The sequence below is a fragment of the Deinococcus murrayi DSM 11303 genome, assembly GCF_000482805.1.
In the GTDB taxonomy this organism is placed as follows: Bacteria; Deinococcota; Deinococci; order Deinococcales; family Deinococcaceae; genus Deinococcus; species Deinococcus murrayi.
Genome location: NZ_KI519504.1, coordinates 110,410 through 131,408, shown reverse-complemented (window position 1 = coordinate 131,408; position 20,999 = coordinate 110,410). Strand labels below are relative to the sequence as shown.

Here is a 20,999-nt window from a genome sequence, read left to right as displayed (position 1 = left end):
TCCACTTCCCACTCCCCACTTCCTGCCCGGCGGGGGCCGCATGACTTGGGTCGCCCTCACCCTGCTCGCCTTTGCGCTGGGGGTGGCCGCGCAGGGGCGGGTGCGGCATCCGCTCGTCAATCCGACGCTGGTGGCGACGGTCATCGTGTCCGGGGTGCTCCTGGTCACGGCGACCCCTTACCGGGAGTACACGGCGCAGGTCCGGCCCCTCTCCTTTCTGCTCGGCCCGGCGGTGGTGGCGCTGGCGGTGCCGCTCTACCGGCTGCGAGCGCTGCTGGCCCGCGAGTGGCGGGCGCTGGGGGTGGGCGGCGCAGTGGGTACGCTGGTGGGGGTGAGCGTGGACGCCGCGCTGCCCCGACTGCTGGGGCTGGACCCGGCGGCGCGGCAGGCCCTGCTGACGGCCCCGGCGACCAGCCCGGTGGCGTTACAGCTCGCCGCCCTCACGGGCGCTCCATCCGCGCTGGCGGCCACCCTCGCCGTGTTGTCGGGCCTGGTGGGGGCGCTGGTGCTGCCGCCCGCGCTGACCCGGCTGGGGGTGCGGCATCCCCTGGCACGGGGGGTCGCCATCGGCAGCGTCGCGCACGGGGTGGGCACCGCCCGCGCCCGCGAGGAAGGCGAACAGACGGGCGCGGCCAGCTCCATCGGGATGGGCCTGGCCGCGCTGGTGGTGACGGCAGTGGTGGCGCTGCTCGGCTGAGGCTCAGCGCGAGACGAGAATCTGCACGCTCTGGATGACGTCCGGCTCGGCACCGGGGATGGGCACCTCGCCGCCAGCGCTGGCGGTGGCCGTACGGGTGAGACGCTGCAAGACGTCTAGTCCGGCCACGACCCGCCCGAACACCGTGTACCCGCCGCTCAGGAAATCCGCCGGGGCGAGCGTGATGAAAAACTGGCTGCCCTGCGAGTCCAGGCTGGCGGCGCGGGCCATGCCCAGCACGCCCGCCCGGTCAAAGCGCAGGCCACTGCTGACCTCGGCCCGGAAGCTGTAGCCGGGGCCGCCCGTGCCCCAGCGCCCACGCAGGGCCGGGGCGGTGCTCTGAGGGTCGCCGCCCTGAGCCATGAAGCCGTCAATCACGCGGTGAAAGCGCGTGCCGTCATAGAAGCGGTTGAGCGCGAGGAACACGAAGTTGTTCACGGCGACCGGGGCCTGCTGCGCGTACAGCTCCAGGGTGATTGGCCCTTTGGTCGTGTTCAGGACCGCTCGGTAGGTCCGCGTGGGGTCGGTGACCTGGGCGGCAGCGGGGAAGGTCGTGACGCGGGTGGCGCTCAGGGGGGCGACGGGAACGAAGGTCGGGACGGCGGGGGCCGGAGCCGAGGCTTGCCGCTGGGGAGCGGGGGCACACGCTCCCAAGCCGAGGCTCAGGGAGACGAGCAGGGCGGGCGCTGCGCGTCGGAGGGCAGGTGAAGGCATGGGCGCAGTATGTCAGAGCCTCCGCGCGTCGCTCCGCCCTGCCCCTACTCCACCGCCAGGGCGGTCGTGTACTTCTCCCCTTTCACGACGATGGTGCTTGCCGTGTTGCGCACGCCCGGAATGGCCGCGAGCACGTCGACCAAGAAGGTCTGGTAGGCGTCGAGGTCCGGCACGGCGACCTTGAGCAGGTAATCGGTGTCGCCCAGGCAGAGGTAGCACTCCAGCACTTCGGGCCGCCCCCGCATCCGCTCGGCGAAGGTCTCGAAGCCCTGCTTGGTCTGTTTGTCCAGGGTGACCCGCACGAAGACCATCAGGTCGCGCCCCACCCGCTTGGGGTCGAGGAGGGCGACGTAGCGGCTGATGACGCCCTCTTCTTCCAGCCGCCGCACCCGCCGCAGGGTGGGGGCCGGGGTGAGGCCAATCTCGTCGGCGAGTTCGGTGTTGGGGATGCGGGCGTCGCGCTGGAGGATGGTCAGGATACGGCGGTCGGTCGCGTCGAGGTCCGGCTTTGACATGAATGGGCACAGGATAGCACCGGCGGCGCAACCTCATTGCGCGAATGCCTTTTCAGCGCAGCCTGCGGGCAATCGGACGCGGCCAGGGTCCTGCTAGCATTGCGCCACTTCAGCATCATGGCGGGCGGACGGCCCCGGCGGGGGACGCGGCACAGCGGAGGAACTATGAAGATTGGACTGCCCAAGGAAATCAAGGTCAAGGAAAACCGGGTGGCGCTGACCCCCGGCGGCGTGGCGACGCTGGTGCGCCGGGGCCATACGGTCACGGTCGAGCGCGGGGCGGGCGTGGGCAGCGGCATCGCGGACAGCGAGTACGAGGCGGCGGGCGCGACCCTGGGCAGCGCCGCCGACGCCTGGGCCGCCGAGATGGTCGTCAAGGTCAAGGAGCCTATCGAGAGCGAATACGGCTATCTGCGCGAAGGGCTGCTGCTCTTTACCTACCTGCACCTCGCCGCCGACCGCCCTCTCACCGAGGCGCTGCTCTCGGCAGGCACGACGGGCGTGGCCTACGAGACGGTGCAGCTCGACGACGGCAGCCTGCCCCTGCTGACCCCGATGTCGGAGGTCGCCGGGCGGCTGAGCGTGCAGGCGGGCGCGTACCACCTGCAAAAGCCGGTCGGCGGGCGCGGGGTGCTGCTGGGCGGGGTGCCCGGCGTGCAGCCCGGCCACGTGACCATCATCGGCGGCGGCGTGGTGGGCACCAACGCGGCCAAGATGGCGATGGGGCTGGGGGCCAAAGTCACCATCCTCGACGTGTCGCAGCGCCGCCTCGCCTACCTTGACGACGTGTTCTTTGGCCGCCTGACCACCATGATGAGCAGCGAGGCCAACATCCGCGCCCTGCTGCCGGAAACCGACCTCCTGATTGGGGCGGTCCTGATTCCGGGGGCCAAGGCTCCGCACCTCGTCACCCGCGACATGCTTTCCTTGATGCCCGAAGGCAGCGTCATCGTGGACGTGGCCGTTGACCAGGGCGGCTGCGTGGAGACCATTCACGCGACCACCCACGACGACCCCACCTACGTGGTGGACGGCGTGATTCATTACGGGGTGGCGAACATGCCGGGGGCCGTGCCGCGCACGAGCACCTTCGCCCTGACCAACCAGACCCTCCCCTACGTCCTGCAACTTGCCGAGCAGGGCGTGTCGGCCCTCAAGCGCAACAAGGCGCTGCGCCTGGGGCTAAATACCCACGCGGGCAAGCTGACCTACCAGGGGGTCGCGCAGGCCTTTGGGCTGGCCTACGACGAGCCAGAGGCCGTGCTGGCGTAACTGGGACCCGCACGGCAAAACGCCAGGGACGCGCCACGTCGCCCCTGGCGTTTTGCCGGACCAGGCGGCATCATCGGGCGGATGGACTCTGCTGCCGCCCTGTCTTCCGGCCCGGTGCCCCCCGAACACCTGACCTTCCGGGTGCCGGGCATGGACTGCGGGGCCGAGGAGCAACTCGTGCGGCTAAGGCTGGAAGGTCAACCGGGCGTCTTGCACCTTGCCTTTGACCTCCCGGCCCGCACGCTGGTCGTGACCCACCGGGGGGACGCGGCAGCCATCGAGCGGCAGCTCGCGGGGTTGGGCCTGGGGGCGGCGCTGGTGGGGCGGGCGCAGGGGACGGCGGCCCCCCCACAGGCGGAGGACCCCGCCGGGCAGCGCCGGGTGCTCGCGACGGTGCTCCTGATTAACGCGGCGCTCTTCGGGCTGGAGCTGACCGCCGGGCTGCTCTCGCGGTCGCTGGGGCTGGTGGCCGACAGCCTCGACATGCTCGCCGACGCGCTGGTGTACGGCCTGAGCCTGTGGGCGGTGGGGCGGGCCGCCGCCGACAAGAAGCGGGTCGCCCGCATCAGCGGCGTCTTGCAGCTCGCCCTTGCGGTGCTCGGCTTTGCGGAGGTCGTGCGCCGCTTCACGGGGGGCGGGGAGGCTCCGGACGCCGCGCCCATGCTGGCGGTGTCGTTCGTGGCGCTGCTGGGCAACGCCTTCTCGCTGCGGGTGCTGGCCGGAGCACGCAGCCGCGAGGTGCACCTGCGGGCCAGCCAGATTTTTACCGCCAACGACGTGCTGGTCAACCTGGGCGTGATTGTGGCGGGCGGGCTGGTGTGGCTGAGCGGCTCGGCCTGGCCCGACCTGCTCGTCGGCACCGTTGTCTTTGGTCTGGTCGCGTCCGGGGCGTGGCGTATTCTGCGGCTCTCGCGCTGACAGCGGAATGCGGGCGCGGCCCATGGCGTACCCTGGCCCCATGGTGTCCCGCCGCCGCCCGGCCTCCGCCCCCACAACCCCCGCCCCGGCGCGGCCCCCCCGCGACCCCCGGCAACTGCGGCGGGTGCTGGCCTACGCGCGGCCCTACCGGGGGCTGCTGGTCTTTGGCCTCGTCGCCACGCTGATGGCCAGCGGCCTCAACCTGATTTTTCCCCTGCTGTTCGGGCGGTTGATTGACGCTTCTTTCCTGCGGGTGGGCGCGACCGATACCGGGCCACTCGACCGCACGGTGCTCGCGCTGCTGGGCATCTTCGCCCTGTCATCGCTGTTCACGGCGGCACAGTCGTACCTGCTGGCGAAGGTGGGGGCGGGCGTGGTCGCGGACCTGCGCCGCAGCCTCTTCTCGCACCTGCTGACGCTCTCGCCGCGCTTTTTTGCCGAGCACCGGACCGGCGAGCTGACCAGCCGCCTCACGGCAGACGTGGGCACGGTGCAGGCGGTCACGAGCACGGCGCTCGCGCAGGCGGCGGCACTGGCCTTCAACATCGTGGGGTCGACCACCCTGCTGGTGGTCACCAGCCCGCGGCTAAGCCTGCTCACGCTCGCGGTGATTCCGCTCGTCATCGGCACGGCGATTGTCATCGGGCGGCGCATCCGGGCGGTCAGCCGCGAGGTGCAAGACCGGGTCGCCGAGGCCAACGCCAGCGCCGAGGAAGCCATCAGCGGGGTGCGGGTGGTCCAGAGCTTTACCGCCGAGGCCACCGAGCGGGGGCGCTACGGCGAGGGCGTGCTCGCGTCCTTTCTCGCCTCGCTGCGGCGGGCGCGGCTGCAAGCGCTGATGGGCGGCGTGATGAGCTTCCTGACCTTCGCTTCTCTCGCCGTGGTGCTGTGGTACGGCGGGCGGCTGGTGATGGGCGGGAGCCTGACTCCCGGCGGGCTGGTGACCTTTCTCATCTACGCCCTCCAGGTGGGGGCCACCGTCGCGGCGATGTCGGGCCTCTTCAGCCAGTTTCAGGAGGCGCTGGGGGCGTCGGGGCGTATCTTCGAGCTGCTCGACGAGCGCAGCGACCTCCCCGAACCCGCTCGCCCGCTTCCCCTGGGCCGCGCCGAGGGCCGGGTGAGCTTCGAGGGGGTCAGCTTCCACTACGGAGACGCGCCCGTGTTGCACGACCTGACCTTTGACGTGCCCGCCGGACAGGTCGTCGCGCTCGTGGGGCCGAGCGGGGCGGGCAAGACCACGCTGGTGAGCCTGATTCCGCGCTTCTGGGACGTGACGGGCGGACGGGTGCGGGTGGACGGCGAGGACGTGCGAGCCTACGCGCTCGCCGACCTGCGGGCGCAGGTGGGGCTGGTGCCGCAAGAAACCCTGCTCTTTTCCGGGTCCATCGAGGAGAACATTCGCTACGGCAAGCCTCACGCCTCTGCCGCCGAGGTCGAGGCCGCCGCCCGCGCCGCGAACGCGCACGGCTTTATCACGGCGCTGCCGCAGGGCTACGCGACCGTGGTCGGCGAGCGCGGCGTGCGCCTGAGCGGCGGGCAGCGCCAGCGCATTGCCATCGCCCGCGCCCTGCTCAAAGACCCGCGCATCCTGATTCTGGATGAAGCCACCTCCGCCCTCGACAACGAGTCCGAGGCGCTCGTGCAGCAGGCCCTGGAGACGCTCATGCGGGGCCGCACCACTTTCGTCATCGCCCACCGCCTCTCGACGGTCCGCAATGCCGACCGCATCCTGGTGATGGAAGGGGGCCGGGTCGTAGAAGACGGCACCCACAGCGAACTTCTGGCGGCGGGCGGCCTCTACCGCGACCTGTATGACCTCCAGTTCCGCAAGGAGCAAGAGGGGCGGGCCGAGCTGGTGCCGAGCGCGGGATAGCCAGCGCCCGTACCCGCCGCCGGGTCGGTTCCACCATGAGGTAGGTCTGGAGGCTGGGAAGGGTCGTGGACGTCCCCAGCTTGGTGGTGCGGTCGGTGATGGCCTTGCAGGTGACCCCCACCTCCGGGGAGAAGGAGGCCCGCTGCCCCGCGGAGAGGGTGGCGTCAACGGGCATATCCGACGTGAACACCTCGCCCCCGCCTACGCCAGCGTCGCGCCGCGCAGCGGGGACACGTCCCCCCCGAAGAACTCCCGCTTGACAGGGCTTTCCGGCTCGGTCCGCGGAGACTCCTTCTCTGGCACCTCCCAGAAGGTCGGCGCGGAATCCGCCCCCGGCGTAGGGCGTATGCTCCGCCGCATGATGGAGCGCGAGTTGGGCAACACGGGCCTGCGGGTCAGTGTCCTGGGGCTGGGGGCGGGGCAGGTCGGCGCGGAGACGTTGGACGAGCGGGAAGCCGGACACCTGCTGCACCGGGCACTCGACCTCGGCGTGACCCTCATCGACACGGCGCGGGGGTACGGCCTCAGCGAGGAGCGCATCGGGCGGCACCTCGCCGGGCGGCGGGACGAGTTTGTCCTGAGCACGAAGGGCGGCTACGGGGCAGAAGAGGCGGAGGACTGGACGCCGCTGGCCATCCGGCGCGGCATCGAGCGGGCGCTCCGGACGATGCGGACCGACCGGATTGACCTTTTTCACCTGCACTCGTGCCCCTTGGACACCCTGCGGCGAGACGACCTGCTGGCCGAACTGGACCGGGCGCGGGGGGCCGGACTCATCCGGGTCGCGGCCTACAGCGGCGAAAACGAGGCGCTGGCGTGGGCGGCGGGGTCCGGGCACTTCGGCAGCCTGGAGACGAGCGTGAGCGTCGCGGACCAGTGGAGCTTGCACCACGTCCTGCCGGGGGCGGCGGCGCGGGGCCTGGGTGTCATCGCCAAGCGGCCCATCGCCAACGCCGCGTGGCAGTTTCGGGAGCGCCCGGCTGGGCAGTACGCCGAGGTGTACTGGGAGCGCTTACAGACACTGGAGCTTGACCCCGGCGAGCTGGAGTGGGACGAGTTCGCCCTGCGCTTCTCGGCCTTCGCGCCCGGTGTGAGCAGCGCCATCGTGGGCACCGCGCGGGTGGAGAATCTGAAGCGCAATGCGGCCATCATCGAGCGGGGACCGCTGCCCGCTGAGTTGCTGGCACAGATTGAGTCGGCCTGGGCGGAACATGGCGGGGACTGGGGCGGGGAGGTCTAGCGGCGGGGTAAGCACCCCGACCGCCTGCGCTCAGTCCATCGCGCTCGCCAGCATGGGCTGGGGCTGCCAGGCCCGCACGCCGATTCCGCGCAGCCGCTCGGCGAGGCGTTCGTAGCCCCGATGGAGGTACTGCACGCCGTCGATGACCGTTTCACCCTCCGTGGTCATCGCGGCGATAAAGAGGGCAGCCCCGGCCCGCAGGTCGGCGGCCTTGACGGGGGCGGCGTGCAGCGGGCCGCCCTGGATGACCTGGGTGTAGCCGCTCACGGTGATGTTGGCCCCCATGCGCTGCAACTCGGCCACGTGGGTCAGCCGGTCGGGGTACACCGGGTCCTGCACGACGCTGGTGCCGGGCACGGTGGCGAGCAGGGCACTCATCTGGGGCTGCACGTCGGTGGGAAAACCGGGGTAGCTCTGGGTGGTCACGTTCACGGGCCGCAGTTCGCGGTTGCGGGCGTCCACAATCAGGCGGTCGCCGGATTCCAGGATGTCCACACCCATTTCACTCAGCTTGGCCGTCACGGCCCGCAGGTGGTCGGGGCGCACGTTGGTCAGCGTGAGGCGGCTGCGGGTGGCAGCGGCAGCAATCATGAAGGTCCCGGCCTCGATGCGGTCAGGAATCACCGTGTACTCGCCCCCACGCAGGGCGGGCACCCCCCGAATGGTGAGCGTGTTGGTGCCCGCCCCCTCAATCTGGGCACCCAGGGAGTTCAGGAAGTGCACCAGGTCGACGACGTCGGTGTCGATGCTGGCGTTTTCCAGCGTCACCACGCCGTCGCCCAGCACCGAGGCGAGCAGCGCATTGTGCGTGCCGCCCACCGTCAGCATCTCGAAGACGAACGTACCGCTGAGGCTCCCGGAGCGCGTTGCCATGAAGTCGCCGCCCTCCTCGGTGAGGTGCGCCCCCAGTGCCCGCAGCGCCTTGACGTGCTGGTCGACCGGGCGCGGCCCCCACGCGCACCCGCCGGGCATGGACACGGTGGCTTCCCCCGCCCGCGCCAGAATCGCGCCCAGCACGATGAAGCTCGCCCGCATCTTGGCCACCAGCGCGTAGGGCGCGTGGGTGCTGAGAATCTCCGGGGTGTGCAAGCTGAGGCTATTGGGTCCGGTCCAGGCGTGCTCGGTGCCCAGGTGCGCCATCAGCTCCAGGATGGTGTCCACGTCCGACAGCCGGGGAATGCCGTGCAGGGTAATCGGCTCGCGGCTCAGCAGACTTGCCACGATAATCGGCAGCGCTGCATTCTTGCTGTGCTGGATGGCGATTTCGCCGGAGATTTCCCGGCCTCCTACAAGGTGCAGCGGCGTCAAATCCATGGGGTCATTCCTTTCAGGCGCGGACATGGGGGGAGAGGCAGGTTGCCCGGCAGACGGTCGGGGCTTCGGGTCCAGCGGGGCGCTGGAGAACGGGTGCATCTTACACATCCTACTCACGGTGCGTCTATGCCAGCGGCGGCTCTGGGGGGGATGATGTTGAGGGGACTCATGGAGCGTGCTAGGCTGCCCACGCAGCGGTATCCCCCAGCCCGTGGCCGGGCGCGGACCCAGTGGAGAGGACAAGAGGACCATGCCCAAAAAGGAACGCAAACGCCTCCAGGTCGTCATCAGCGAGGAGCAAGACGCGCTGCTCACCCGCACGGCCTATGAACTCTCCAGCCCCGAACGCCTCATCAGCAAAAGCGAGGTTGTGCGGCTCGCCATCGAGCGCATCGCTCGTGAACTCGGCGAGGGAGAGCATCTCGACGAGTACCGCGCTCTGCTCGGTGACGACAACGTGGCCGACGACAAGGTATGAGGGCAGGGCGAAAGGAAAGAGCAAAGGAGCACGGGCGGCAGGGGCGAGCCGCCTTTTTTTTGCTCACCCCACGCGCCTTACACGGGTTCTGTCTTAGCGGGCCGAGCCGTACATCACGGGCGGGAGCACCCGGCGAGCACCGAGCAGCTTGGGTGCCCAGTAGGGGTCCCCGTGCAGGCGGTCAATGGTGACCTGCTTGCGGTAGGAGTTGGCATTGACGAACTGCCCCTCGCCCAGATAGATGCCGACGTGCGTGACCTCGCCGCGCCCCACCGTATCGAAAAAGACCAGGTCCCCGGCCTGCAGGTCCTCTAGGGCGACCGGCTGGCCAACCCGCGCCTGCGCCGCGCTGGTGCGGGGAAGGTTGACGCCCAGCGGCGCAAACACCTGGAGGACGAACCCGCTACAATCCAGCCCGCTGCGGCTGGTGCCCCCATATACGTAGGGCACGCCCAGCAGCGCCATCGCCGTGCTGCGCCAGTCATCGCCCGTTGCGGTTTCGGCAGGCCGCGCCGGGGCCGGGGCAGCGGGGGTGGGGGCGGGGGCCGCCAGCGGGGACGGCGCGACCGCCGGAGCTGCCGCCGGAATCTGCAAGACCTGCCCGATTTCGAGGACCGTGGTGGGGGGCAGATTGTTGGCGGTGAGCAGGGCTTCGATGCTCAGGCCGTAGCGCCGCGAGATGCCGTACAGCGTTTCCTTGGGCTGCACCGTGTGCGACGCAGCGGCGGCCCGCACCCGCAGCACCTGTCCGACCTGGAGGTCCGGAGTGCTCAGGCCGTTCATCGCGAGAAGCGCCTCGACGGTCAGGCCGTGGGCACGCGCCAGGCTGTAGGCCGTGTCGCCCTTTTGCACCGTCACGGCGGCCCCAGAAAGAGCGCTGCCCGGAAGCGCTGGGCTGACCGGGCTAGCGGACGTGCTGGCGGTGGCGAGGGCCGGAGCAAGGCTCGCGGACAGACTCAGGGTGCTGAACACCACGGCGGCGCGGACGAAAGCGGACAGGCGCGATGCGGGCAGGGTGGATGCAGGCATGGACAAGGCTCACAGGGCGCGTCAAGACAATGGAGGAAAAGCCGTCCGCAGGAGTCGCGGACCGGATGGGGCAAGCATGAGAGCCGCCCGAAGAAATCTGAAACAGGCGCACTGTACCAGACCAATGTCACATTTGCCAAGCCTTTTTTTCACCCGCCGGGGTGAGACCCCGTCTGCCGCAGCAGAACGGGGTTCCGGCGGGAGGCCTATGCTGGGCGAATGTTTGCCCGCCTCTCCGGGTGGCGTGCCCGGACGTTCAGCGCCCTGCGACACCCCCACTACCGCCGCTACTGGTTTTCGCAGCTTCTCTCTCTGGTCGGCTCGTGGATGCAGGCGACCGCGCAGCAGTACCTCGTGCTGGAGCTGACCGGGGGCAGCAGCACGGCGCTGGGGTACGTGACGGTCGCGCAGTTTTTGCCCAGCCTGCTGCTCTCCTTGTTTGCGGGGGCGGTGGTGGACCGGGTGCCCCGGCGACGGGTACTCCTCGCCACACAGGTCACGCTGCTGCTCACGGCGGCGACCCTGGCGGTCACCACCCATCTGGGGGTGGTGTCCCTGCCGCTGGTGATGGCCATCGCGTTCATGGCGGGGATAGCCAACGCTTTTGACATGCCCGCTCGGCAGAGCATGGTGGTGGACTTCGTGCCGCGGGGGGACGTGCCCAACGCGGTCGCACTCAATAGCCTGTCCTTTAACGTGTCGCGCACGGTGGGGCAAGCCCTTTTTGGGGTGGTGGCGGCGCTGGGCGTCTCGCTGCTCGCCGCCGGGAACCCGGACAACATCGCCCGGCTCGCGCTGCCCTTTTACCTCAACGTGGCGTCGTTTTTCGTGGTGCTGTTCGTGATTGCCACGCTGCCCTTTCCACCCCGCGAGGGGGTGCCGCAGGGCAGCGTGGCCGAGAACATCCGCGAGGGGCTGGCCTATGTGCGGCGCACCCCGGCGGTAAGGAACGTGATGCTGCTCGTCGGGTTGATGAGCCTGACCATCATCAACTTCAATGTGATTATCCCCTACTACGCCCGCGTGGTGTTTGGGGCGCGGGAGGCGGCCTTCGGCACCCTTTCGGCGATGTTCGGGCTGGGGGCGATGGCGGGAGCGCTGTGGCAGGCGAGCAAGCCCAACCCGCTGCGGAACCTGCGGCTGGGCGGAGTGATTCTGCTGGTGAGTGCGGCGGCCCTGGCCCTGACGCCGGGTCCGGCGCTCGCTGCGCCCGTGCTCGCGGCCTGCGGGTTCGGGATGCTCTCGCTGCTCGTCAGCGCGAACAGCACCGTGCAGCTCTCCATCCCGGACCACCTGCGCGGGCGGGTGATGAGCCTGTATTCCTTCGTGCTGGTGGGGATGGGACCGCCCGGCGCCCTCCTCGCCAGCTTCCTGATTGGCAAGGAAGGCCCGCTGGGGCCGCGCCTGGGCCTGCTCACCCTGGCCGCGCTGGGGGGCCTGGGCCTGCTGCTGCTGTGGGGACGGCTGCCCCGGCAGTTGCCCCGGCCAGAGCCTGCGGCGGGAACGGCCCCGGCAGCGGCAGACTGAGCCTGCCCCTACCCGCGGCGCAACTCCTGCACCCCCTGGGGGGCGGCCACGAACGCCACGTCCGCCATCCCCAGGAAAAAGCCCGTCTCCACGACCCCCAGCGTGCCCTTGAGCCGCCGCTCCAGCGCGGCGGGGTCGAAGGCGGCGGGAAGCTGCGCGTCGTAGATGTAGTTGCCGTTGTCGGTGAGAAAGGGCTGCGCGCCGGGCTGCCGCAGCCGTCCGCCCGGCACCAGCGCCCGCAGCCGCTCGATTGTAGAGAGAAAGCCGAAGCGAACGATTTCGACCGGGAGGGGCGCTTTCTCTCCCAAGCGGGTCACCCGCTTGGTGTGGTCGGCGATAATCACCAGCCGCCGCGCCTGCACCTCGGTGAGCTTCTCGCGCAGCAGCGCCCCCCCCAGCCCCTTGATGAGGTTGAGGTCTGGGTCGATTTCGTCGGCCCCGTCGATGGCGAGGTCGAGGGGCCGGGGGTCGAGGGGCTGCACGGGCACCCCGACCTCGCGGGCGAGCGCTTCCGACGCCTCGCTGGTCGCCACCCCCACGATGTCCCGCAACTCGCCCGCCGCCAACTGGCGGCCCAGCTCCAGGATGGCGTACTTGGCCGTGCTGCCGGTGCCCAAGCCCACCCGCATCCCGCTTTCGACCAGGGCGACGGCCCGCAGGGCGGCTTCCTTTTTCAGCGATTCGAGGTCAGGCATCGCCGCGCTCCCGCTGACCCCGGTCGGCTTCGATGGCGTCGGCCACGGCCTCCGCGTGCCCGTCCACCTTCACCGCGAGCCAGGCTTTGACCAGCCGCCCGTCGGGGCCAATCAGGAAGGTCTGCCGCCTCACCCCCTCGGTGACTTTGCCGTAGAGGGTCTTGGGGCCGTAGCTGCCGATGCCCTTGAGGAACGCCGCCTCTGGGTCTGACAGCAGCGGGAAGGGCAGGCTGTACTTCCCCGCAAAGGCCGCGTGGCTCGCCGCGTCGTCGCGGCTGAGGCCCAAGATGGCGGCCCCCAGCGCCCGCAGCCTCGCGCTGTCGCGGAAATCGCAGGCTTCCCGCGTGCAGCCGGGTGTGTCGTCCTTGGGGTAGACGTACAGCACCACGTAGCGCCCGGCGTAGTCGGAGAGGCGGTGGAGGTGGCCTGCGGTGTCGGGCAGGGCAAACGCGGGAAAGGGGTCGCCGGGGTGCAGGCGAGCATCCGGGTTGGGGGTGGCCGCATCGGTCATGGCAGGAGGGTAGCCCAGCGCGGCGGGGGAGGTGCGGGGCTGGGGGGCCGCCTCTCCCCGGCGAGCGGCGGCGAGCCAAGAAAAAGGCCTGCTGCGCAGCAGGCTCTTTTCGGCCAGTGCCCGGAGGCTTAGGCTCTGCGCTCCGCGAGGAGTTCCTCCAGCCGGTCCACATAGCCCGCCAGGGTGCGGAAGGTCGCTTCTACGGGTTCGGGCGAGAGCATGTCCACGCCCGCTTCCCGCAGCGCGTCGATGGGGTCGAGGCGGCCCCCGGACTTCAGGAAAGCGAGGTAGCGCTCGCGGGCGGCCTCCGGGTCCTGCCCGAACTGTTCCAGGAGCTGGTGGGCGGCGCTGATGCCCGTCGCGTACTGGTAGGCGTAGAAGTTGGCGTAGAGGTGGGTAGAAAACTGCGCCCAGAGGATGCCGGAACGTTCGCGGTCCATCTGCACGCCGTCGCCGTAGCCCTGCGCGAGCAGGTCGGCGGTGAGGGCGATGAGGTCGGGGGCGCTCAGGGTGCCGCCCGCCTCGATGCGGCGATAGGCTTCCAGCTCAAAGGCGGCGAGCGTCGGCATGATGAAGAAGTAGCGGTGGAAGTTGGCGAGGGCTTCCTCGATGAGCTGCACCTCGAAGTCGGTGTCGCCGGACTCGCGGGCCTGCCGCAGCAGGTGCGAGCGGACCATCGCTTGGTTGAAGTTGGAGGCCACCTCCGCGTGAAAGAGGGTGTAGCGGGGCACCGCGTAAGAATGCTCGCGCTGGGAGAGCAGCGAGTGCATGGAGTGGCCGATTTCGTGGGCGAGGGTGGAATAGCTGCTCATGGTGCCGTTCCAGGTCATGAAGATGTAGGGCTTGACCCGCCCGCCGCCGTTGGAATACGCGCCCTGGCGCTTGCCTTCGTTCTCGGCATAGTCCACCCAGCGCTCGGTGGTCAGCCCGGCCCGCAGGTCGCGCACATAGGCCTCGCCCAGGGGGGCCATCCCGGCGGCAATCCAGTCCACGGCCTGCGCGTAGGAGACGGCGCGGGGCGGGGTGAGGGCGGCTTTGACGTCGTACTCGCGCAGTTCGGGCAGGCCCAGCCAATCGCGGCGCACCCGCCAGTAGCGGTGCCAGGTGGGGGTGTGGGCGCGGTAGGTGTCCAGCAGGGTGGTCACGACGCCCGTGGGGATGTTATCGGGGGCGAGGAAGGACGTAATCGCGTCCGGGTAGCGGCGGGCGCGGGCCAGAAAGACGTTCTGGCGAACGTGGGTGGCGTACATCGCGGCCTGCGCATGGCGCACGGCGAGGTGCGCGTCGGCGTAGTTCTCCCAGGCCTCGCGGCGCACCTCGCGGTCAGGGTGAGAGGTCAGACGGTCCACGTTGCCCTGGGTGACGGGTTCGCCGCCCGCCGTGCCGAAGCGCAGGTCCATGTTGGCGAGGGCGGGGTGAATCCCGCGCTCGGAGGCGAAGGGGGCCTGCACCGCGCCGAGGAGTTCTTCGACCTCCGCGGAGCGGACGTGCGGGCGTGAGCGCCACAGCCGCTCGAAGCGCACCGCATAGTCGGCGAGGTCGGGCCGACTCAGCCACCCGCGCACCGTCCCCTCATCGAGGGCGAGGAGTTCGGGGCGAGCGAAGGCCGTCACCGTGCCGTAGCGGGCGGCGAGGGTGCTGGCGCGGTCACGGCGGGCGGCAGCCTCGGCGTCGCGGCCATCCACGCTCGCGCCCATGCTCGCGTAGGAGAAGAAACGGGCGAGGCGCAGCTCGACGTCGTCGGCCTCGCGCAGGTAGGCGGCGAGGGCGTCGGGGCCGCTGCCGAGCCGCCCGGCGTGGGTACCCAGCGCGTCGATGGCGGCGGGGAGCGCTTCCGCTTCGGCCTCCCAGTCCTGCGGGGTGGCGAAGAGGGCCTCGATGTCCCAGGTCTGCTCGCGGGGAACGTCGGCGCGGGCGGGCAGGGCCGCCTTCTTCTCGGCTGTGGTCATGGGCGGAGGCTAGCAGAGGGGCGGCGGGGGTGGCCCCTCCGCCAGATGGCCTACTGTGGGAAGCCTACTGGCTGGAAGACGGGCGGCGCTGGCGCAGCGCCTCATACAGCACCAGCGCCGCCGCCGTCGCCACGTTGAGGCTGTCGGCCTCCCCGTGCATGGGGATGCGGACGGGGAGGCCCGCGGTGCGCCACGGGGCGGGCAATCCGGCGTGCTCGGCCCCCAGCACCAGGGCCACCCGCCCGGTCAGCGGGGCGTCCCAGTAGTCCTGCGCGGCGTCGGGGGTGCAGGTGACGCGGGTAAAGGCGTGCTCGGCGAGGTAAGCCTGCGCGGCGGCGTCGTCCAGGGCGGTCACGGGGACGGTGAACACGCTGCCCTGCGAGGCACGGATGACCCCCGGCGAGTAGAGGTCGGTGCCGCCCAGCACGAGGACCCCCCCCACGCCCGCCGCGTCCGCCGTCCGCAGAATCGCGCCGAGGTTGCCGGGCTTTTCGAGGCTGTGCAGGACAAGCATGAGGGTGTCCGGGCCGGGGACGGGCAACGGGCGGGCAGGCCGGGGAGCCACGGCGAGCAGGCCGTCGGGGTTCTCGCGGCCACTCACCTTTTCGAAGGCCTCGCGGGAGAGTTCGAGGCGGGGGCCGGGGAGGGTGGGGGCCACCTCCCGCGCTTCCGGGCTGTAAAGGGCCGGGCAGTGGTAGAGGGTGTGAAGTTCCAGCCCGGCGGCGGCGGCGCGGGCGAGTTCGCGGGCACCCTCCACCAGGATGACGCCCTCGCGGTCGCGGTCGCGGCGGGCACGCAGCCGGACGAGGCGCTTGACGTGCGGGTTGTGCAGGGAGGTGATGGCGGGGGCGTGCGGCGGCATCGGGGGTCAGTCTATGCTGCCCGCCATGTCTCCCCTCTCCTTCTCACCCCTCAAGCCCTGTCCCTGCGGGTCGGGGCGGGGCTACGGCGCGTGCTGCGGCCCCCGGCACACGGGCGAGCGGCCCGCCGAGACGCCGGAGGCGCTGATGCGCTCGCGGTATGCGGCGTACTTCCTGCGCGACGCGGCCTACCTGCGGCGCACCTGGCACCCCGACACCTGCCCGGCAGAGCTGAATCTGGACACGGACGACCTCCGTTATACGGGCCTCACGGTCCACCGGGCGGAGGGCGACGAGGTGGAGTTCACGGCCACCTTCCGGGCAGGCGGGCGCACGAGCCGCCTGCGCGAGCGCAGCCGCTTCACGCGGGTGGAGGGGGCGTGGGTGTATGTGGACGGGGAAGAACGGGGGCAGGGGGGCTAGGTCGGCGCGTCAAACCATCGGCAGCGCCGTCAGCCCCTCGAAGCCGGGCGGCACGAAGAGGCTGCCCTCGGTCGTGCCCGCCTCCGAGAGGGCATTCAGGCGGGCCAGCAGCCCCGGCGCGTCCAGCTCGCCGGCGAGGAAGGCGCGGTGGGCGAGGATGACCTCACGCACCTCCTCAGGGGACTCGTGGACGAACTCCAGGCGGAAGTCACGCAGGCCCGCCGCCCGCCACCCGTCCAGGTGCCCCCCGGCGACCTGGGGCCGCCCCTCGAACACCGTGTTGCGGCAGCCCACGTCGGCCAGGACGGGGTGCAGCCGCCCGCGCTCGTCGCGCAGGGCGACCCGGTGCGACTCGCAGGGGTGGCCGCAGTTGGTGTAGTCGGTGCCGTTCGACAGGAAGCGGCAGAAGACGCAGTGCTCGGTGTGAAAGACCGGGAGGTGCCCGTAGGCGATGACCTCCAACCGATCCGGCCCGACCAGCCGGGCGAGGTCCGCCACCTGCTGGGCGTTGAGGTCGTGGGTGGGCGTGACCCGCGTGAGGCCGAGGTCGAGCAGGGCACGGGTGGTCAGGACGTTGGCGGCGTTGAGGCTGAAGTCTCCCGTAAGCGCGGGGAGGTCAGGCGTGCCCTGCAAGCCCTCTAGCAGCCCGCCGGAGCGCACCAGCAGCTCGGCCCCCAGCGACAGCAGAAACTTCTGGAGGTTCTGCTCGGTGGGTTTGAGGATGCGCGGGCTGGCAACTCGGACGGGGATTCCAGCGGCCTTGACGCGCTTGACGCTGGGTTTGAGGCCGTACAGCTCTAGGTAATCGAGCGTGACCGAGTCGGGCCGGACTTCTAGCGCGGCCTCCAGTTGTTCGGGCGTGCGCACGAGAACATGCAGGGCGGCCCGTGAAGCGTGGCCCGTGGGGTGGGGGGTCACCGCCGAGCGCAAGGCCTCATCCAGCCGGGGCGTGACCCGCCGGGCCGGGGCCTCGGCGCGCAGGGCGGTCAGGCGCTCAGCGGCCTCGCGGCGCAGGGCGTTCAGCGCCGAGACGGGTAGAAAGCCCAGGCCCGCGAGGTCGGCGGTCAGCCCGGCGAGGTGGTAGCCCGTGCCCCCCAGCTTGCCGAGGCTCTCGCGCAAGCTCTCCTCGGTCAGGCCCCGGTTGCGGGCGGGCTGGAGGGGGTCAGGGAGGGTCGCCGTGACGCTTCTCCCCCGCTCGTCGGTGAGGGTGAGCGCGGGCGGCTCGCCAACGTGCCCCCGGAAATGGGCGGTGACCGGGCGGGTGTACACCGGGTCAGCGGCCTCCAGCAGGGGCCTCACGCGGGCCTGGAGGGCGGGGTCCTGGGTGCGCCACACCGGGTCGCCGGGACGCACGCGGGCGGGGTCCACCGCGCCGCGCCCGAAGCGCAGCTCGTAGGTCGCGCCGGGGCGGACCTCTTCGACCTGCCGCCCACCCTGCCACAGGCCGTAGAGGAAGCCGCCTTCTTCGCGGCCCTCCGGGGTGCGCCAGTTGGCGGGGTCAAAGACGAGGCCGTCGCCGGGCTTGACCGTCTCCGAGAGTTCGACGAGGACGCCGCGTTCGGTCGTGCCGCGCACGGTACCCACCCGCACGCCCCGGTGCCGGGGTGCTCGGCCCCGCACGACGGTTTGGTGGTTGGTCCCCGCGATGAAGTGCGGCCCCAGCCCCCGCGAGTAGACCTGTTCGAGGTCGCGCTCCTCCGCCGGCGTGACCGAGAGGGGCAGGCCCGCCCAGGCCTCGTCCACGGCCTTGCGGTAGGCGGCGGTCGTCAGGGCGACGAACTCGGCGTCCTTGTAACGGCCCTCGATTTTGAGGCAGTTCACGCCGAGGTTTACCAGGTCGGGCACCTGGTGCAGGGCGTAGAGGTCGCCCGGCGAGAGCAGGTAGCGGGCGTCGCCGAGGTCGCGGCGCACCCCGTCTACAAAGAGGTCATAGGGCAGGCGGCAGGCCTGGGCGCACTGGCCCCGGTTGGCGCTGCGCCCCCCCCACGCCTCCGAGGAAAAGCACTGCCCGGAATAGCTCACGCACAGGGCGCCGTGCACGAAGGTTTCCAGCTCCACGTCGGTCGCGGCGGCGATGCGCCCGATGTCACGCAGCGAGAGTTCGCGCCCCAGCACCACCCGGCTGGCCCCAAAGCGGCGGGCGAGTTCGGCCCCCTCTGCCGAGGTGATGCTCATCTGCGTCGAGCCGTGGATGGGGAGGTCGGGGCAAATCTCGTGGGCGAGGCGGGCGACCCCGTGGTCCTGCACAATGATGGCGTCCACGCCCGACTCGGCGAGGTGGATAAGCTGAGATTCGGCCTCCCGCAGCTCGCCGTCGAAGACGAGCACGTTGAAGGTGACGAAGCCCATGACCCCACGGGCATGCAGGGTCCGCATCAGGTCGGGCAGCTCCTCGTTCGTAAAGCCCACCTTGGCGCGGGCGTGGAAGGCCTCCACCCCGAAAAAGACGGCGTCGGCCCCCGCTTCGACCGCCGCCCGCAACTGCGGCCAGCCTCCGACAGGACTCATGACTTCCGGTTTCACACGCGCACGCGCCATAACGGGGCAGTCTAGCCGAGGGCGCGGGGCGCGTGCGTGAGCGGGAGGACGGGGGGCCTAGCGGCTGGCGACGGCCCCGCTGCTCTGGGCAGTGCCCCAGCGCGGTACGGCTTGGCCGTCCCGCACGAGCAGCACGGGTACCGGGGCGTGCCGGGTCACCGCTTCGGCGACGCTGCCCAGCAGGGCGCGGCTCAGGCCCGACCGTCCGTGGGTGCTCATCACGAGGAGGTCGGCCCCCAGTGCCTGCGCCGCTTCCAGGATGAGGCGGGGCACCGGACGCCCTGAGGCGCGTTCCAGCCGCAGGTCAGCGTGCGGAAGTCGGGCCTGGAGTTCGTCCCGCAGGGCCAGCAGCGCTTCTTCCTGCGCCTGCGCCGCGTTCTCCGGGACGTAAGCGTAAGCTTCGGGCACGGTGGGCAAGGGGTCCGGCTGCACGTACAGGACCGAGAGGTCAGCCCCCAGAGCGCGGGCGAGGGCGTCGGCATGGGCGAGGGCCTGGTGGCCGAGGGAGCTGCCGTCGGTGGTGACGAGAATACGGGGCATGGTCTACCTCCTGGGTCTCCAGGGTCAGCCCCGGCCATTACCGCCGCGTTACCGCCCCAGCTCGCGGCGCAGCCCCGGCAGGCCACCGGGATAGGCGGTGGCCTCTAGGCCGTCGGCCTGCAACAGCCGGGCGGCCAGGGCTGAGCGGGGACCGCGCTCGCACACGACGACAAAGGGGCCGAGGTCGGGAGTCAGGCCGTGGGTGCCGCGCTCGATGGCCTCCAGGGTCAGGGAGCGCACGGGCAGAGAGGTCAGGCGCTCCAGCGGCTCTCGGAAACGCAGTTCCTGGGGGCGCAGGTCGATGAGGAGGGCTTGGGCGGGCAGCGGCATGGGCCGAGTGTAGGGGGTCGGGGGCACGGTCGGGAGGGAGGTGAGGGCGGTATCCTGCCCGCATGACTCAGACTCCCGTTCCCGATATCTCTCCCGCCGAGGGCCTTGAGCGGGTCCAGCAGGGTGCCCTCCTCGTCGACGTTCGTGAGCCGAACGAGTACGCCGAGCTGCATGCGGCGGGCGCGCGGCTGCTGCCCCTCAGCGAACTGGAAGACCGCTTCTCGGAGCTGCCCCATGACCGCCCCCTCGTCCTGATTTGCCGCAGCGGCGCTCGCAGCGCCCGCGCCGGGGAGTACCTGCGGACGCAGGGCTACGAGCAGCTCTACAACCTCGCGGGGGGCACCCTGGCCTGGACTGAGGCGGGCTTCCCCACCGAAGGGGGCAGCCAGTGATGGAAGAGCAGACCCAGGGCACCCTTCCCAGCGAGGCGCAGGTTCTCGAAGCCCTCAAGGTCGTCAAGGACCCAGAGATTCCGGTCAATGTGGTCGACCTCGGCCTGGTCTACGGGGTGGATATCCAGCCCAGCGGCCTGGTCGAAATCACCATGACCCTCACCAGCGTGGGCTGCCCGGTGCAAGACCTCATCCGCGCCGACGCGGAGATGGCCGTCGGGCGGCTCGACGGCGTCAGCGAGGTCAACGTGGAGTTCGTCTGGACGCCGCCGTGGGGACCGGACAAGATGACCGAGGACGGCAAGCGGCAGATGCGGATGTTCGGCTTTAACGTGTAGAGCTTCCAGCTTCCAGTCGCCAGCAGCCAGCAGCCAGCAGCCAGAAAAACGCCCCGGCTTCATGCAGGGGCGTTTCTTCATGGTGCTTTGCATCCTGTGGCGACTGGGAGCTGGCCCTGCCCTCAGTCGCTCTGGCTGCGCGCAATGCTGAGCACGTTCAGGAGCTGCGCGAGGGCCATCGCAAAGCCCGCCACGTAGGTCAGGGCAGCGGCGGTGAGGACGGTGCGGGCGCCCTGGGCTTCGCGACCCGCGACCAGCCCGCGCTGGCTGAGATAGGCCAGGGCGCGGCGGCTCGCGTCAAACTCGACGGGCAGGGTGACGAGGTGAAAGAGAAGCGCCCCGGCAAAGAGAATCACGCCCAGCCACAGCAGGCCGCTCAGTTGCAGGAAGAGGCCCGCGAGCAGCAGCAGCGGCGCGAGGTTCATGCCCAGGCTCAGGGGCACCGCGAGGCGGCCCCGCAGCACGAGCGCGGGCATCCGCACCTTGTCCTGAATGGCGTGCCCGACCTCGTGCGCGGCAACCGCGAGGGCCGACACGCTGGGGACACGGTAGTTGGCCTCCGAGAGGTTCACGGTCTTGCGGATGGGATCGTAATGGTCGGAGAGCTGGCCGGGCACCATCTGCACGGGCACGTGCGAGAGGCCGTTTTCATCCAGCATCATGCGAGCGAGTTCGGCCCCGGTGAGGTTGCGGCTGTTGCGGACCTGCCCCCACTGGCCATAGGTGCGGCTGAGGTAGCCCTGAATGATGAGCGAAGCGACGAAGATGAGCAGAATCAAGGGACCGTACGGCCCCATAAACGCGAGGAAGTCCATACACTCCCAGTATGAGTGACAGGCACTCAGG

Annotated in this window: 22 protein-coding genes; 10 read left to right on the top strand and 12 right to left on the bottom strand. The window is 70.7% G+C overall.

Features of this window, described 5'->3' with window-relative positions:
- Window positions 1-40: 40 nt before the first annotated feature.
- On the top strand, window positions 41-697 hold the full coding sequence (locus H565_RS0112835; RefSeq protein WP_027461393.1) for an LrgB family protein: 657 nt from the start codon (window positions 41-43) through the stop codon (window positions 695-697).
- A 3-nt stretch (window positions 698-700) separates the two neighbouring features.
- On the opposite strand, the gene H565_RS0112830 is transcribed toward H565_RS0112835, so the two are convergent.
- Window positions 701-1,411: a peptidylprolyl isomerase gene (locus tag H565_RS0112830; RefSeq protein WP_051363615.1), complete on the bottom strand. Its 711-nt coding sequence runs from the start codon at window positions 1,409-1,411 to the stop codon at window positions 701-703.
- Window positions 1,412-1,455: 44 nt separating this feature from the next.
- Window positions 1,456-1,926: an Lrp/AsnC family transcriptional regulator gene (locus tag H565_RS0112825; protein ID WP_027461391.1), complete on the bottom strand. Its 471-nt coding sequence runs from the start codon at window positions 1,924-1,926 to the stop codon at window positions 1,456-1,458.
- 165 nt (window positions 1,927-2,091) lie between these two features.
- On the opposite strand from H565_RS0112825, the gene ald reads away from it, so the two are divergent.
- From ald to H565_RS0112805, 4 genes are all read left to right on the top strand, one after another.
- A complete protein-coding gene (gene ald, locus H565_RS0112820; protein ID WP_027461390.1) occupies window positions 2,092-3,198 on the top strand; it encodes an alanine dehydrogenase in 1,107 nt (368 codons plus the stop codon).
- A gap of 81 nt (window positions 3,199-3,279) precedes the next feature.
- Complete coding sequence (locus H565_RS0112815) at window positions 3,280-4,116, top strand: cation efflux transmembrane domain-containing protein (RefSeq protein WP_051363614.1); 837 nt, start codon at window positions 3,280-3,282, stop codon at window positions 4,114-4,116.
- 40 nt (window positions 4,117-4,156) lie between these two features.
- Window positions 4,157-5,989 carry an ABC transporter ATP-binding protein gene (locus tag H565_RS0112810; protein ID WP_027461388.1) on the top strand — a complete coding sequence of 611 codons (1,833 nt, stop codon included), beginning with the start codon at window positions 4,157-4,159 and terminating at the stop codon, window positions 5,987-5,989.
- Between the two features lie 346 nt (window positions 5,990-6,335).
- Window positions 6,336-7,229, top strand: a complete 894-nt coding sequence (locus tag H565_RS0112805) for an aldo/keto reductase (RefSeq protein ID WP_027461387.1) — start codon at window positions 6,336-6,338, stop codon at window positions 7,227-7,229.
- Between the two features lie 30 nt (window positions 7,230-7,259).
- Here H565_RS0112805 and murA read toward each other — a convergent pair whose 3' ends face one another.
- On the bottom strand, window positions 7,260-8,543 hold the full coding sequence (gene murA / locus H565_RS0112800) for a UDP-N-acetylglucosamine 1-carboxyvinyltransferase (RefSeq protein WP_027461386.1): 1,284 nt from the start codon (window positions 8,541-8,543) through the stop codon (window positions 7,260-7,262).
- Window positions 8,544-8,793: 250 nt separating this feature from the next.
- Between murA and H565_RS0112795 the strand changes: the two genes are divergently transcribed.
- Window positions 8,794-9,021, top strand: coding sequence for a hypothetical protein (locus H565_RS0112795; RefSeq protein WP_027461385.1), 228 nt, complete (start codon window positions 8,794-8,796; stop codon window positions 9,019-9,021).
- Window positions 9,022-9,114: 93 nt separating this feature from the next.
- On the opposite strand, the gene H565_RS0112790 is transcribed toward H565_RS0112795, so the two are convergent.
- Window positions 9,115-10,050, bottom strand: a complete 936-nt coding sequence (locus tag H565_RS0112790) for a C40 family peptidase (protein WP_034409551.1) — start codon at window positions 10,048-10,050, stop codon at window positions 9,115-9,117.
- A 219-nt stretch (window positions 10,051-10,269) separates the two neighbouring features.
- On the opposite strand from H565_RS0112790, the gene H565_RS0112785 reads away from it, so the two are divergent.
- On the top strand, window positions 10,270-11,577 hold the full coding sequence (locus H565_RS0112785; protein ID WP_027461383.1) for an MFS transporter: 1,308 nt from the start codon (window positions 10,270-10,272) through the stop codon (window positions 11,575-11,577).
- A gap of 8 nt (window positions 11,578-11,585) precedes the next feature.
- Here the strand turns inward: H565_RS0112785 and rpiA are convergent, their stop codons facing one another.
- The 4 genes from rpiA to H565_RS0112765 all read right to left on the bottom strand — a co-directional run bounded on the left by rpiA (window position 11,586) and on the right by H565_RS0112765 (window position 15,594).
- A complete protein-coding gene (gene rpiA, locus H565_RS0112780; protein ID WP_027461382.1) occupies window positions 11,586-12,272 on the bottom strand; it encodes a ribose 5-phosphate isomerase A in 687 nt (228 codons plus the stop codon).
- The gene (gene prxQ, locus H565_RS0112775) at window positions 12,265-12,783 is read right to left on the bottom strand and encodes a thioredoxin-dependent peroxiredoxin PrxQ (RefSeq protein WP_027461381.1); all 519 of its coding nucleotides are present in this window, start codon (window positions 12,781-12,783) and stop codon (window positions 12,265-12,267) included. The genes rpiA and prxQ overlap by 8 nt, the downstream gene beginning before the upstream one ends.
- Window positions 12,784-12,911: 128 nt before the next feature.
- Window positions 12,912-14,732 (bottom strand): oligoendopeptidase F, encoded by a 1,821-nt coding sequence (gene pepF / locus H565_RS0112770; RefSeq protein ID WP_027461380.1) that lies wholly within the window; start codon window positions 14,730-14,732, stop codon window positions 12,912-12,914.
- A 64-nt stretch (window positions 14,733-14,796) separates the two neighbouring features.
- Entirely contained in the window at window positions 14,797-15,594 is a 798-nt protein-coding gene (locus tag H565_RS0112765) for a TrmH family RNA methyltransferase (protein ID WP_027461379.1), read from the bottom strand.
- Between the two features lie 25 nt (window positions 15,595-15,619).
- Between H565_RS0112765 and H565_RS15420 the strand changes: the two genes are divergently transcribed.
- Window positions 15,620-16,015 (top strand): YchJ family protein, encoded by a 396-nt coding sequence (locus H565_RS15420; RefSeq protein ID WP_034409547.1) that lies wholly within the window; start codon window positions 15,620-15,622, stop codon window positions 16,013-16,015.
- A 9-nt stretch (window positions 16,016-16,024) separates the two neighbouring features.
- Here the strand turns inward: H565_RS15420 and H565_RS0112755 are convergent, their stop codons facing one another.
- From H565_RS0112755 to H565_RS0112745, 3 genes are read right to left on the bottom strand one after another with little or no spacing between them, the layout of a single operon-like run.
- Window positions 16,025-18,553, bottom strand: a complete 2,529-nt coding sequence (locus tag H565_RS0112755) for a U32 family peptidase (protein ID WP_027461377.1) — start codon at window positions 18,551-18,553, stop codon at window positions 16,025-16,027.
- A gap of 57 nt (window positions 18,554-18,610) precedes the next feature.
- Entirely contained in the window at window positions 18,611-19,093 is a 483-nt protein-coding gene (locus tag H565_RS0112750; RefSeq protein WP_027461376.1) for a universal stress protein, read from the bottom strand.
- A 48-nt stretch (window positions 19,094-19,141) separates the two neighbouring features.
- Entirely contained in the window at window positions 19,142-19,423 is a 282-nt protein-coding gene (locus H565_RS0112745) for a rhodanese-like domain-containing protein (protein WP_027461375.1), read from the bottom strand.
- A 62-nt stretch (window positions 19,424-19,485) separates the two neighbouring features.
- Between H565_RS0112745 and H565_RS0112740 the strand changes: the two genes are divergently transcribed.
- Window positions 19,486-19,815 carry a rhodanese-like domain-containing protein gene (locus tag H565_RS0112740; RefSeq protein ID WP_027461374.1) on the top strand — a complete coding sequence of 110 codons (330 nt, stop codon included), beginning with the start codon at window positions 19,486-19,488 and terminating at the stop codon, window positions 19,813-19,815.
- The gene (locus H565_RS0112735; protein ID WP_027461373.1) at window positions 19,815-20,153 is read left to right on the top strand and encodes a metal-sulfur cluster assembly factor; all 339 of its coding nucleotides are present in this window, start codon (window positions 19,815-19,817) and stop codon (window positions 20,151-20,153) included. Before H565_RS0112740 ends, H565_RS0112735 begins: the two co-directional genes overlap by 1 nt.
- A 122-nt stretch (window positions 20,154-20,275) precedes the next feature.
- On the opposite strand, the gene H565_RS0112730 is transcribed toward H565_RS0112735, so the two are convergent.
- Window positions 20,276-20,968 (bottom strand): zinc metallopeptidase, encoded by a 693-nt coding sequence (locus tag H565_RS0112730; RefSeq protein ID WP_027461372.1) that lies wholly within the window; start codon window positions 20,966-20,968, stop codon window positions 20,276-20,278.
- Between the last annotated feature and the right edge of the window lie 31 nt (window positions 20,969-20,999).

What these genes read in the sequence shown, in the direction of transcription:
- H565_RS0112835 (WP_027461393.1), top strand. Translation starts at nt 41, where the DNA reads ATGACTTGGGTCGCCCTCACCCTGCTCGCCTTTGCGCTGGGGGTGGCC.
- H565_RS0112830 (WP_051363615.1), bottom strand. Translation starts at nt 1,411, where the DNA reads ATGCCTTCACCTGCCCTCCGACGCGCAGCGCCCGCCCTGCTCGTCTCC.
- H565_RS0112825 (WP_027461391.1), bottom strand. Translation starts at nt 1,926, where the DNA reads ATGTCAAAGCCGGACCTCGACGCGACCGACCGCCGTATCCTGACCATC.
- ald (WP_027461390.1), top strand. Translation starts at nt 2,092, where the DNA reads ATGAAGATTGGACTGCCCAAGGAAATCAAGGTCAAGGAAAACCGGGTG.
- H565_RS0112815 (WP_051363614.1), top strand. Translation starts at nt 3,280, where the DNA reads ATGGACTCTGCTGCCGCCCTGTCTTCCGGCCCGGTGCCCCCCGAACAC.
- H565_RS0112810 (WP_027461388.1), top strand. Translation starts at nt 4,157, where the DNA reads ATGGTGTCCCGCCGCCGCCCGGCCTCCGCCCCCACAACCCCCGCCCCG.
- H565_RS0112805 (WP_027461387.1), top strand. Translation starts at nt 6,336, where the DNA reads ATGCTCCGCCGCATGATGGAGCGCGAGTTGGGCAACACGGGCCTGCGG.
- murA (WP_027461386.1), bottom strand. Translation starts at nt 8,543, where the DNA reads ATGGATTTGACGCCGCTGCACCTTGTAGGAGGCCGGGAAATCTCCGGC.
- H565_RS0112795 (WP_027461385.1), top strand. Translation starts at nt 8,794, where the DNA reads ATGCCCAAAAAGGAACGCAAACGCCTCCAGGTCGTCATCAGCGAGGAG.
- H565_RS0112790 (WP_034409551.1), bottom strand. Translation starts at nt 10,050, where the DNA reads ATGCCTGCATCCACCCTGCCCGCATCGCGCCTGTCCGCTTTCGTCCGC.
- H565_RS0112785 (WP_027461383.1), top strand. Translation starts at nt 10,270, where the DNA reads ATGTTTGCCCGCCTCTCCGGGTGGCGTGCCCGGACGTTCAGCGCCCTG.
- rpiA (WP_027461382.1), bottom strand. Translation starts at nt 12,272, where the DNA reads ATGCCTGACCTCGAATCGCTGAAAAAGGAAGCCGCCCTGCGGGCCGTC.
- prxQ (WP_027461381.1), bottom strand. Translation starts at nt 12,783, where the DNA reads ATGACCGATGCGGCCACCCCCAACCCGGATGCTCGCCTGCACCCCGGC.
- pepF (WP_027461380.1), bottom strand. Translation starts at nt 14,732, where the DNA reads ATGACCACAGCCGAGAAGAAGGCGGCCCTGCCCGCCCGCGCCGACGTT.
- H565_RS0112765 (WP_027461379.1), bottom strand. Translation starts at nt 15,594, where the DNA reads ATGCCGCCGCACGCCCCCGCCATCACCTCCCTGCACAACCCGCACGTC.
- H565_RS15420 (WP_034409547.1), top strand. Translation starts at nt 15,620, where the DNA reads ATGTCTCCCCTCTCCTTCTCACCCCTCAAGCCCTGTCCCTGCGGGTCG.
- H565_RS0112755 (WP_027461377.1), bottom strand. Translation starts at nt 18,553, where the DNA reads ATGGCGCGTGCGCGTGTGAAACCGGAAGTCATGAGTCCTGTCGGAGGC.
- H565_RS0112750 (WP_027461376.1), bottom strand. Translation starts at nt 19,093, where the DNA reads ATGCCCCGTATTCTCGTCACCACCGACGGCAGCTCCCTCGGCCACCAG.
- H565_RS0112745 (WP_027461375.1), bottom strand. Translation starts at nt 19,423, where the DNA reads ATGCCGCTGCCCGCCCAAGCCCTCCTCATCGACCTGCGCCCCCAGGAA.
- H565_RS0112740 (WP_027461374.1), top strand. Translation starts at nt 19,486, where the DNA reads ATGACTCAGACTCCCGTTCCCGATATCTCTCCCGCCGAGGGCCTTGAG.
- H565_RS0112735 (WP_027461373.1), top strand. Translation starts at nt 19,815, where the DNA reads ATGGAAGAGCAGACCCAGGGCACCCTTCCCAGCGAGGCGCAGGTTCTC.
- H565_RS0112730 (WP_027461372.1), bottom strand. Translation starts at nt 20,968, where the DNA reads ATGGACTTCCTCGCGTTTATGGGGCCGTACGGTCCCTTGATTCTGCTC.